Here is an 11,162-nt window from a genome sequence, read left to right on the forward strand (position 1 = left end):
GTGCCGTCCCGGCTGTCGGTGACCACCAGGCGCACCGCCCGCGCACCGCTCGCCTCCGCGGCGACGGGCCGCGCGGGCACGGTGCCGGTCAGTACGCCGGTGGCCGCCGCTCGCGGGGCCGGGGCGCGAGCACCGGCCCGGGACGGCCGATGGTCCGGCCCGCCGCTCTCCCCGGCCCGGGGCGTCGGGTCAGGGAGTGGCGGACGGCACCGGCGCGGGGTCGGGCTCGGGTGCCAGACGGTCCAGGAAGCCCGTCACGGTCGTCACCGGCCCCTCCCATCCCAGCCGGTGACCGAGCCGCGTCATCTGGGGCAGTTCGAGGGTCCGGCCGGTCATGCCGGCGACATGGGCCAGCCAGCGGGTCACCGGGCCGTCCCAGGAGATCCCGCCGTTCTCCATCACGATCACGCGGTCGAAGTGCTCCACGCAGAAGTCCATGTCATGGGTGACGGCGAGGACGGTCCGGCCGTCGGCGGCCAGGTCGTCGACCAGGTTCCCCAGCAGGACGACCGAGGCGTGGTCCTGGCCGGTCGTCGGCTCGTCGAGGACGACGACCCGGGTGTCCATGGCCAGGACCGAGGCGAGGGCGACCCGTTTGCGTTCGCCGAGCGACAGATGGTGGGGGTGGGTGTCGCGCGACTCCCACAGACCCGTCCTCCGCAGGGCGGAGTCGACCAGCTCCTTGCGGCGGGCGGGCGGGAAGCGGAGGTTGCGCGGCCCGAAGCCCACCTCCTTGTCGACACTCGACGCGTGGAGCTGGTCGTCCGGGTTCTGGAAGACGAATCCCACGGTGCGGGCGAGTTCGGCGATGCCGAGTCCGTCGGTCGGCCGCCCGTCGATCTCGATGGTTCCGGAGGCCGGACGTTCGATGCCGACCAGGTGACGGGCGAGGGTGCTCTTGCCCGCGCCGTTGGCGCCGACGATCGCGACCCGTTCACCGGCTTCGACGGAGAAGGACACCCCGTCCAGGGCCGTGTTGCCGTTGGGGTAGCGGAACGTCAGGGAATCGATCCGTATGATCATCGCCGGTCTCCTCGGTCGAGGTGGTCCACCGTCCCGCCGAATCCCGCGGCGGCGTCGTCGAGCGTCACCGGCAGCGGCTTCCGGGCCGGCCAGAGTCCGCGTGTCGCGGCACGGCGCGCGGCCACCGTGTAGCGGAGCGGCGCGACCCCCCACTCCTCCAGCCGTTCGTCCGCCAGTACCTCGCCGGGCGTTCCCTTCGCCACGACCGCTCCATGGTCGAGGACGAGGACGCGGTCGGCCGCGCGGGCCAGACGCTCCATGCGGTGTTCGATCAGCAGGACGGTCACGCCCTGGTCCTTGAGGGTGCCGAGTGCCTCGAAGACCAGTGCGCTCCCGGCCGCGTCCAGCTGCGAGGTCGGTTCGTCGAGGACGATGACGGTGGGCCGCATGACCAGGACCGACCCGATGGCCAGCAACTGCTGCTGCCCGCCCGACAGTTCGTACGGCGACCGGTCGCGCATCCCGGTGAGTCCGAGGTCGTGCAGGACGGCGTCGACCCGGGCCGCCATCTCGTCGCGCGGGACGGCGAGGTTCTCCAGCCCGAAGGCGATTTCCTCGCGCACCGAGAAGCGGGCGCCGGAGATCTGGTTGAACGGATTCTGCATGACCAGTCCGACCTCGCCGACGAGCCCCGACAGTTGGGTATCGGCCAGATCCCTGCCGTTGACGTGGACCACTCCGTCTGCCGTGCCTCCGGTGAGATGAGGGATGGTGCCGCTCACCACACCGGCCAGGGTGCTCTTTCCCGCGCCGCCGCCGCCCACCACCGCGCACAGTTCACGGGGCCGGACCTCGAAGTCGATGTCGGAGAGGGCCGGCCGGGAGCCGGTGGGGTAGGTGAAGGAGAAACCCTTGACTTCGATCAACGCACTACTCCCCATACGTTCATGGTGATTGCGGCCACGGCGCAGAGCATCATGGCGGCCCGGAGGCATCGCTGGACTTTGCTGTCCGGGACCGCGACGAGGCTCGTGGGGTGGCGGGTGGCGCCGAAGCCCCGGGTCTCCATGGCGGCGGCGCGCTCGCCCACGTCGGTGAACGCGCCGAGGATCAGCGGGCCCATCAGCGGTACCAGTGCCCGTGTCCTGCCGCGCAGGCCGTGGACCACCTGGCCGCGCGCCTGCTGGGCATGGAGGATGCGCGTGGCGCGGCGGTTGAGCGCCGGCACGATCTGCAGCGCCGCCGACACGATGTAGATGAGGCTCGGCGACACCTTGCGTTCACTCAGGGCACTCATGAAGGCCCCCGCGTGGGTGGTGAGGAGCAGAAGAAAGAACCCGCTCATCAGTACCAGGATGTGCAGCGCCGTCAGAAGCGCGAAGGACACGCCCTCGCTCTTCAGTTTCAGCGGGCCGAATTGGGCAATCACGTCGTGGGCTCCGGGAAGGAAGAATCCCTGGACCACGAACAGGACCACGGCCACCGGAATCCAGAAAGTGGTGATCATGAGGAGGAAACGGCGTAATACTCCCGCGCCGGTCGCGGCCGGAAGGAGGAAGACGCCGAAGAGCAGCAGGGGCCACCGGTAATCCACCACGGCGAAAGCGCAGACGGTCACGGTGACCGCGAAGGTCAGTTTCGTCAGGGGGTTGAGCCGGTGGATGCCGGAAGCGCCGGTCGCGTGGGCGGTGTCCCGCACGGCGTTCACCCCGCCCTCACCAGGTCGGACCGCGGTGCCAGGATCTGCTGGTCGCGGACGAACGGGAAGCGGTGGAGGAAGCCTGGTGGCAGGCCCTTGAGGATGGCCATCGCGAGTACCACCGTCAGCGCCTTGTCGAGGGGATCGGCCACCAGCCCTTGCAGCGTGGCGGCCTTGAGCATGCCGTTCCCGAATGCCTGGAAGGTCGCGATCAGTGCGGACTGGCCCACCGATCCGCTGGCGTTGCCGAAGACGAAGGCGGTGATGGGGGCGGAGATGACGCCCGCAACCACGCCGATCAGGCCACCGGCGAGCACGGCGGTGGGGAGCCGCCGGAACAGTCCCGCGCGTGCCAGCATGCCCGCGGTGAAACCGATCATGGCCGCCGTCACCGCGTAGGGCAGGGCGCCGGGGGTGATCGTCATGCCCACGATGACGCTGGCGAGCGCCCCGGTCGCGGCCCCGGCAGCCGGCCCCGCGACCACTCCCACCAGCACGGTTCCGATGGAGTCGAGCTGCAGGGGGAGGCCGCTGAAGTAGACGATCTTGCCCATCACGATGTTCACCGTGATGGCCACCGGCAGCAGGGCCACGGTGGTGGGAGGTAGACGGGCCACGGCGCCGGAGACGATCAGCAGGGCGCCGAGCGTGTACCCCACCAGCGCCAGCAGCGCGATCGGGCCACCCACACCGTGCTCGGACGTGGGGCGGACGGCGATGAGCCCGGCGTAGGTCACGAGAACCACGCCGGTGCCCCACCCGATACGCCATCTCTCATTCAGCCATGACGGAGTGGAGCGATTGAAACCAGCCATTATTCGACCTCATTCTCCGGAAGTGAGGTAACTACTGGAAATTCAAGCGCGCATGCTAGCAGGGGCTCTCCAATACCTGTCAATGACGCCTGTGGAATCTCGGATTCTGGTGCATCGCGCGTGGTGGGGGCCGCAACTCGCCCATTTTGTAAGCCTGTTGACAATTGCCGAGTGGCTGGTGTGGGATCGTCCGGGCAGCTGGCCAACAGGTCGCGATGGTTTGTCCGAGTTGGCGTGAAGTAAACCTTCAGTCATTCCTCGGACAGCTCTCAGAATTAAGGGGAACGCAACATGGATGTTTTCCGTTCATTCGGTAATGCATATACGGCCGGTCTCCAGGCGGTCCTCGATGAGGGGAGCGACATCCCCTCCGTCCGCGATCCGCTGTCGAAGGCATCCGACTTCGGCCGCAACGACCGCCCCTACCGCGAGCTCATAGCCCACCGCAGCACGGTCGAGAACCCCACTTCCTGTCTCGCGGTCACCCCGCATCTGCCGGTGAATCTCTCGTACTGTTTCGGGCTTCTCGCCTGGTCGCTCGACGGCCGGAACGACGTGGAGACCCCCGCGTACTACCGCCGGGGCGCCCACGAGTACTCGGACGACCAGCACACCCTCAGCGGAGCCTTCGGCCACCGGCTGGTCACGGCCAACGGCAACCAGCTCGAGGAGGTCGTCGGACGCATCGAGCGCGACCCCGCCCACCGCCGGGCCTTCGCCCTGGTGCTGGAACCACAGGACAACTTCCGGCAGTCGCGGGAGTACCCCTGCGCCGTGGGCGTGCACCTCTTCCTGCGGGACGGGGCCCTCGTCTGGCTGACCGTCATGCGCGCCCAGCAGGCGCTGACCGTCCTGCCCTACGACGCCTTCCTCTTCATGGGCATGCAGCAGTACGCCGCCGGTCTGCTCGGCGTACCCGCCGGCCGGTACATCCACCAGTCCGGCACGTTCCACTTCTACGACAACGAGATCGCGCTCGCCCGGAAGATCGTGGACGACCCGGCGGTCCCGGCCTCCCTGCCGGTCTTCCCCGCCACCCCGGACGGTGCCCGCGAGACGGCGCGGGAACTCGTCGAGTTCGAATCCCGGCTTCGCGAGGCCGTCCGGGCGAAGGACACCGCCACGGTGGACAAGATCGCCGCGACCCCGGCCGCCACCGACTTCGCGGACGTGGCCCGCGCCTGTCTGGCCACCCACGCCTACCGCAAGCTCGGCGACACCACCTCCCTGGTGACCAGCCGGGCGGCCGAGCCCGCCGTGGCCGATCTGATCTCCGCGATCTGATCACCGGAAGGGACAGGGACCTCACGTGATACTGACGGTTCGTCCACCCCTGGAACCGCGATGTCCCGGCTCCGCCGCCCGTCAGGAGCTGGCCGACCGCCTCTCCCGCCGACGCGAACTCTTCGAGCGGGCCGGTGACACCGCCCCTCACCCGGGCCGGGACCCCTACCTCTTTCCGATCATGGCCGCCCTGGTCCCCGTCGCCACCAGCCGCGGCGGGGAGGTCGCCTACCCCGGCGACCCCATGTGCCTCTACGCGGCACTCTCCCTCACCGTCGAACGGTCCGTCGCCCGCCTGACGCGGGGGCTCGCCGACGAGCCGTCGCTGGACGACGTCGCCCCCGACTGGGGCCGCTACCCGGACGCCGCCTACCGCCGCGCCGAGGACGGTCCCCGCTCCGTACTCGTCGCGGACACCTCCACCACCGACGGCCACGTCTTCGACCCGCGCATCTGGGACGACGTGGCCCGCGAGGCGTTCATCACCGAACTCCGGGCGCTGCACCCCAGGGTGCTGCTGCTCAGCTCGGTGTCGGCCGGCCACCGCTACGCGCTGGAGATGGCCGAGCTGGCCAAGGAACACGCGCCGGGCTGCCTGGTGGTGCTCGGCGGCAGGCACGCCGACGAGACCGTCCGCTACCGGCCCGCCACCCGCACGGCCGACCTGTGCTGGAGCAGCACCGTGGAGGTCATCCGCGACGGGCGTGCCCGGCCCGTGGTCGACTTCGTGGTGGCGGGGGACGGCGCCCCCCTCCTCGATCTGCTGTTACGCGCGGCCGGCCTCGTCGTCGCCCCCGGGTCCGGACCCGTCCCCGTCGAGGAGATCCTCGACGCGCTTTCGCTCGTCGCCACCCACGACGGGGCGGCCAAGGGGGTCGGCAGCATCGTCGGCCTCACGCCGGACGAAGCCGTACTCGTCCCCGTACAGGGGGAACGCATCGACTCGGCGGATCTCCCCTCCCCGTACAAGGCCTTCTCCGTACGGGCCCGGTTCGGGATCTTCACCCGGGCGGGCAGTTCCCCCCTGGGCAGCCGGACCGCCCACATGATGACGCTGGACGCCTGCCCCTTCAAATGCACCTTCTGCTCCGAGAGCATCCAGGTGTCGCAGCGGCCCACCCGCTTCGCGGTGTCCGAGACCGAGCACGTCGCCCGGCGCGTCGAGCAGCTGGTCGACTGGGGAACGGAGGCGGCCTTCTTCGACGACCCCGTCTTCTGGGGCGGCAACTGGAAGGCGATCACCGACTTCTGCCACGATCTGGCGCGCCTGCGGGCCCGCAGGCCGGAGGTCCGGTCCTTCGAATGGGGCGCGCAGCTCACCGTGGACGTCGTCCTCAACCGCGCCAAGGCCGAGGAGGTCCGTGCGGCCCTCGACCTGATGAGGGAGAACGGCTGCACCTACGTCTACATCGGCATCGAGAGCATGGCCCAGGAGGTCATGCGGAACGTCGGCAAGAACCTGCTGCGCCGCAACCCCGAAGCCTGGACGAGCAAGGTGCGCGAAGCCCTGACCACCATCAGGGACCACGGAATCCGCGTCGGCAGCTCCGTCCTCTTCGGACTCGACGGTGAGAACCGGGAGACCATCGAGGAGACGATCGAGGAGATAGGCCGCCTCATCGACGACGGACTGCTCGTCATGGCCAGCCCCAACATCCTCACCTACCACCCCGGTACCGCCATCACCACGGCACACGGGCAGGACCGGCTCGACTACCACTCGCGCAAGGACAACCGGCCGCCCTACACGTACTTCGAGGAGGCCTACCCGGAGGTGGTCTCCAGACTCCTGGACGAGGACGACATCTGGTTCATCCACGAGGCATCGGCCAAGCGATGGGGCAGCACCCGCAACAGTGCCGCCGAGTCGGTGGCTTCCATAGGCGCATGACGCACAACAGTGGAGGGGTTTTCTTGAAAGGCCATGTGCTGGACGTCGACGAGAAGAGCTACTGGGGGCCGTACTACTCGTACTTTCCCGCGCTCGCCCGCTACATCCCGCTGGGCGACTACGCCCGCCGGGTCCGTCCGAGGGCCTGCGTGCTCGGTGCCTCGGACGGCAAGTTCGCCCTTCCCCTGCTCCGCGCAGGCTGGGAGGTCGTCGGTGTGGAGACCGACGCGCTCTTCCTGGACGGGGGCGAGTTCGACCTCGTGGACGGACACCACGAGGTGGTCGGCCTCCGGCAGAGGCTGGCCTCCGAGGGCCTCACCGAGGACTGCACCATCGTCGAGCAGGACTACATGACCCTCCCGGCCTCGGGCGACTTCCAGCTGGTGATGGGCAGCGGCCTGTGGTCGATGCCCCCCAACCGGGCCCACACACTGGAAGCGCTCATCCGGCACGCGATGGACATGGTCGCCCCGGGAGGCATCTTCTTCGGCGAGTACCTGATCGGGCTCAACGACGAGGAGCGCCGGTGCGGTTACTACCCGCCCCGGGAAGAGATGGACCGCATCGTCGACCGTCCCGGCTGGCAGCTCTTCGAGAACGCCGACCTCGGCATCCGCGGCGAGAGCCACCTCGGCTACGAGGAGTGGCACTACCACCGGTACGCCGCCGCCATCGTGCACCGGATGCCGCTGCCCACCACCCCCGAACCGGCCCCGTGACCTCCACGGACTCCGCACGGACCGGCGGGCGCCCCCGACTCCCCGGAGGCGCCCGTCCCTCGGTCGTCGTCTCGGACCTGGACGGCACACTGCTGGACGCGGACCGGAAGGTCGGCGAGCGCACCCGAAAGGCCCTCACGGCCGCAGTGGAGGGCGGCGTGCGACTGGTGCTCGCCACCGCCCGGCCCGCCTGGTCCGCCCGGGAGGTGCTGCTGCCCCTGCGCGGCCTGGGCGCGACCCTCGTCTCGTCGAACGGCGCCGTCACGGGCGATCTGGACGACCCCCGGCCGCGGCGGGTCCGCGCCATGGCCCCGGCCCGGGTGCGCGAGGCGCTCACCCTCCTGGGGCCGGGCCCCTGGGCGCTGGACCGTCCCTCCGGGCGGCTGCTCGGCCCCGACTGGCCGGATGTGCTCAGCAGCGGGGGCGCCGGTGCGCCCCGGGTCGAAGAGGTGCCGGACGACGAGGAGGTACTCTGCCTGATGGCCCTCCGCGCATCCCCGCCCGGGCCCTCCTCCCGCGCCTCCGCCAACCTCTGCTGGACCTCGTCGGACGCCGGACTCGTCGAGGTCTCCGCGCCCGGGGCCGACAAGCGGTCCGCCGTCTCCTGGCTCCTCGACGGCTGGGATCTCGGCTGGAGCGCCGTCGTCGCCTTCGGTGACGCGCCCAATGACCTGAGCCTTCTCCGCTCGGCCGGCACGGGAGTGGCAATGGCCAACGCCGTTTCTGACGTACGGTTTTCGGCGACGGAACTGACGGCCGACCACGACGAGGACGGGGTGGCCATGTGGGTGGAGAGGAACCTGCTGTGAGTGAAGCGAACCCTTCCGGTGACCCGCCGGCGGGGAAAGTGTGGATAGTCGGCGGACCGGGCTGCGGGAAGTCGACCCTCGCGGGACTGCTGACAGAGCCCGACGCGCCCCCGGTCTGCCTGGACGCCCTGTTCTGGGGGCGGGGCTGGACACCGGTGCCGGAGGACACGTTCCTCGCGGAGGTCGCGAAGGCGCTGGAGGCTGAACGCTGGGTGGTCGACGGCCAGTTCCCCGCCGCCGTCGCGGCCTACGCGCACACCGCCGACTGCGTGGTCTGGGTCGACCCGCCGCTGCGCGTCTCCTGGCCACGGCTGCTGCGCCGCACCCTGCGCCGCTGGATCCGCCGGGAGAAGCTGTGGGGCGGCACCCGGGAGACCCTGTGGACCGTCATCGGCCCCCGGTCGATCCTCTGGTACGCCCTGAAGGTGCGGACGGAACAACAGCGGGCCAACCACGACCTGTTCGCACGCCTGTCGGAGACCGGCGTGCGCCTCATCCGGTTCCGCGGCGGCGACGTACGAAACCTCGTCGGCCGGATCGCTCGGTGATCCTCTCCAAGCCGATGGAACAACCCTCTTGTCAACCCCGGGAGTTACCCATGGATGTCCGCACCTACGACACAGTCGGCGAACTGCCCGCCGCCGACTGGGATTCCCTCACGTCCGGGTCCACCATCTACTCGACCGCGAGCTTCCAGGGCGTACGGGAGGAAGAGCTTCCGCAAGGGGCGCAGGCCCGTCGCATCACGGCCCACGACGCCGGGGGCGCCGTGGCGGCCGGCCTGGAGGCGTACACCTTCGCCCGGCCCCCGCACGCGCTCTACACCCCCGCCGACCTGCTCGCCGGACTCGTCGGTGAGGACCGCCACGCCGCTGTCGCCTCGAGCCCGCTGGCGATCGGGGCGGGCTGGTCCGAGTTCCGGGGCCAGGTGGTCCACCACCCGGACACGAAGCCCGCGCAGCGGACGGCGGCCCTGGAGGCACTGACCTCCGAGGCCATGAACTTCGCCAAGCAGGCCGAGGCATCCGTTCTCGCCTACTACTACCTTCCCCGCGAGGACGCGCTAGACATCGCCCGCGCCCACGACCACGCGGGCGCCGTCGTCCTCTTCCACGACGTGGAGACGGTGCTCCCGGTCGCGCTCTGGGACGACCTGGACGACTACTACGCCTGGCTCCCCGCGAAACGGCGTCCCCGCGCCCGGCGCGAGGTCCGGCACTTCCGCGAGAGCGGGCGCACCGTGCGCGAGGTGGAACTGCCCGAGGTCGTCGACCGCATCGCCCCGCTCAACAGCGCGCTGATGCGCAAGCACGGCCACGACTACGGGATCGCCAAGGCGGCGGAGGTCTACGGCCGGCAGGGACGGCACCTGGGCGACCGCAGCACCCTGCTGCTGGCCGAGGAGGGCGACAGCCCCGTCGGCTTCGCCCTGCGCTACCGCCACCAGGACATGCTGTACGCCCGGGTGGCCGGTTTCGACTACAGCTACGCCAACAAGGCGGACTACTTCAACCTGGTCTTCTACCACCCCATCGCCGAGGGCACCGGGCGGTCCGCCCGTGCCATCCACCTCGGTCTGGGAACCTTCGAGGCCAAGCTGACCCGGGGCGCCCAGCCGGTCCCGCTGTACACGGTGCTCGTGGGGGTGGACCAGCCCCTCGCGGCCGACCCCGACGCCGTGCGGGAACGCAACCGCAAGGAGACCGAGGCGTTCGGGGACGCCTACGCACGGCACGTGGTCGGCGGAGTCGACACGAAGGACTGGCAGCTGTGAACACACGCATTGCTCCGAGGACCGCATCGCGCCGGAGGAGGCCCCGGCCGTGACCGAGACCAGACACCTGACGTCGATCGGCGACATCGAACGCGGCACCTGGGACTCCCTGGTGCCCGCCTCCTGCTTCTACCAGAGCCACGGCTGGCTCGGCGGGCAGGAGCGCCCCGACTTCGCCACCGCCACCTACACCGTGGTGTCGTCGGGCGGCCGGCTGCTCGCCGCCACCCCGTCCTACGACTTTCCCGCAAAGAACGCTCCGCCCCTGCCGTCGGTCGCGGCCGGGTGCCAGGTCCTGCGCGTCGGCACGCGGACCGGCTACCACAACGAATTCCTGCTGGCCGGAACGGATACGGAACGCCAGGACGCCCTGGCCGAGTTGGTCGAGGGTCTGGCGGAGCATGCCGCCCGGATCGGGTGTGACACCCTCCTGTTCGACTTCCTCGACACCGACAGCCTGCGGCTGCTCGCCGGTCTCTTCCCGGTCCGGGCCCAACTGCGCAGTGCCGAGGCCGTGGTCCACAACGAGGAGGGCACCTTCGAGTCGTACCGGCGGCTGCTCGGACGCAACGTCCGCAAGCGCGACTACGAGGTGCGCAAGTTCGAGCAGGCCGGGCTGCGGCTGGAGACGGCGCCCCTGTCGGCGTGCGTGGACGAACTGGCCCCGCTGATCGGCCAGACCATGGACCGGTACGACGCCTCGCTCGACCTGGCGGAGATCCGGACGTTCCTCAAGGTCCAGGCCGAGCACCTCGACGACCTCAGCACGGTCTTCCGCGTCGTCGACGAGGAAGGCGGCCTGGTCGGCGGGCATGTCGCCTTCGCCTGGCGGGAGATGTTCTACGCCCGGGTGGCCGGGTTCGACTACACCCGCACCCGGAACGCGTACGAGTACTTCAACGCCGTCTACTACGGCCCGCTGCGCCACATGGAACGGCATGGGCTCGACGCCCTCCACCTGGGCCTGTCGGCGGTGGAGGCCAAGGTCAGGCGCGGAGCGAGGCTCCACCCGGTCTGGGCGGCGGTGCTGCCGCTGCCCCTGGTCCGGGGCGCCGGCCTGACCCGCGACACCGCGGCGGACCAGGCCCTGGCCGACTCGGTGCGGGCCGAGGCGGACGGCGGGATGGACGAGGAGGAGTGGGACCTGGACCGGGTCACCCCGCTCTGACCCGACGGCGGTCCTGCGCGGGGTGCCGGCAGGTCGGCAC

General features: G+C 70.4%; 11 protein-coding genes. 7 read left to right on the forward strand and 4 right to left on the reverse strand.

Annotation, left to right across the window (positions count from 1 at the left end):
* Positions 1-189 precede the first annotated feature (189 nt).
* The 4 genes from ACFCV8_RS32830 to ACFCV8_RS32845 are packed head-to-tail and all read right to left on the reverse strand — an operon-like array spanning position 190 to position 3,408.
* Positions 190-1,023, reverse strand: coding sequence for an energy-coupling factor ABC transporter ATP-binding protein (locus tag ACFCV8_RS32830; RefSeq protein WP_376689150.1), 834 nt, complete (start codon positions 1,021-1,023; stop codon positions 190-192).
* Positions 1,020-1,889: an energy-coupling factor ABC transporter ATP-binding protein gene (locus ACFCV8_RS32835; protein WP_376689151.1), complete on the reverse strand. Its 870-nt coding sequence runs from the start codon at positions 1,887-1,889 to the stop codon at positions 1,020-1,022. The genes ACFCV8_RS32830 and ACFCV8_RS32835 overlap by 4 nt, the downstream gene beginning before the upstream one ends.
* Positions 1,886-2,662 carry an energy-coupling factor transporter transmembrane component T family protein gene (locus tag ACFCV8_RS32840; protein ID WP_376689152.1) on the reverse strand — a complete coding sequence of 259 codons (777 nt, stop codon included), beginning with the start codon at positions 2,660-2,662 and terminating at the stop codon, positions 1,886-1,888. The genes ACFCV8_RS32835 and ACFCV8_RS32840 overlap by 4 nt, the downstream gene beginning before the upstream one ends.
* A gap of 5 nt (positions 2,663-2,667) precedes the next feature.
* Positions 2,668-3,408 carry a hypothetical protein gene (locus ACFCV8_RS32845; protein WP_376689153.1) on the reverse strand — a complete coding sequence of 247 codons (741 nt, stop codon included), beginning with the start codon at positions 3,406-3,408 and terminating at the stop codon, positions 2,668-2,670.
* Between the two features lie 360 nt (positions 3,409-3,768).
* Here ACFCV8_RS32845 and ACFCV8_RS32850 point away from each other — a divergent pair, with 360 nt between their 5' ends.
* The 7 genes from ACFCV8_RS32850 to ACFCV8_RS32880 are packed head-to-tail and all read left to right on the forward strand — an operon-like array spanning position 3,769 to position 11,122.
* A complete protein-coding gene (locus ACFCV8_RS32850) occupies positions 3,769-4,761 on the forward strand; it encodes a thymidylate synthase (protein ID WP_376689154.1) in 993 nt (330 codons plus the stop codon).
* A gap of 25 nt (positions 4,762-4,786) precedes the next feature.
* Complete coding sequence (locus ACFCV8_RS32855; protein ID WP_376689155.1) at positions 4,787-6,652, forward strand: B12-binding domain-containing radical SAM protein; 1,866 nt, start codon at positions 4,787-4,789, stop codon at positions 6,650-6,652.
* Positions 6,649-7,371 carry a hypothetical protein gene (locus tag ACFCV8_RS32860; protein WP_376689156.1) on the forward strand — a complete coding sequence of 241 codons (723 nt, stop codon included), beginning with the start codon at positions 6,649-6,651 and terminating at the stop codon, positions 7,369-7,371. The genes ACFCV8_RS32855 and ACFCV8_RS32860 overlap by 4 nt, the downstream gene beginning before the upstream one ends.
* Complete coding sequence (locus tag ACFCV8_RS32865) at positions 7,368-8,180, forward strand: HAD family hydrolase (RefSeq protein ID WP_376689157.1); 813 nt, start codon at positions 7,368-7,370, stop codon at positions 8,178-8,180. Before ACFCV8_RS32860 ends, ACFCV8_RS32865 begins: the two co-directional genes overlap by 4 nt.
* Entirely contained in the window at positions 8,177-8,728 is a 552-nt protein-coding gene (locus ACFCV8_RS32870) for an adenylate kinase (RefSeq protein ID WP_376689158.1), read from the forward strand. Before ACFCV8_RS32865 ends, ACFCV8_RS32870 begins: the two co-directional genes overlap by 4 nt.
* Before the next feature lie 50 nt (positions 8,729-8,778).
* Positions 8,779-9,954, forward strand: coding sequence for a GNAT family N-acetyltransferase (locus ACFCV8_RS32875; RefSeq protein ID WP_376689159.1), 1,176 nt, complete (start codon positions 8,779-8,781; stop codon positions 9,952-9,954).
* 49 nt (positions 9,955-10,003) lie between these two features.
* Entirely contained in the window at positions 10,004-11,122 is a 1,119-nt protein-coding gene (locus ACFCV8_RS32880) for a hypothetical protein (protein ID WP_376689160.1), read from the forward strand.
* Positions 11,123-11,162: the final 40 nt, after the last annotated feature.

The sequence above is a fragment of the Streptomyces sp. NPDC056347 genome, from assembly GCF_042262625.1.
Classification (GTDB): domain Bacteria; phylum Actinomycetota; class Actinomycetes; order Streptomycetales; family Streptomycetaceae; genus Streptomyces.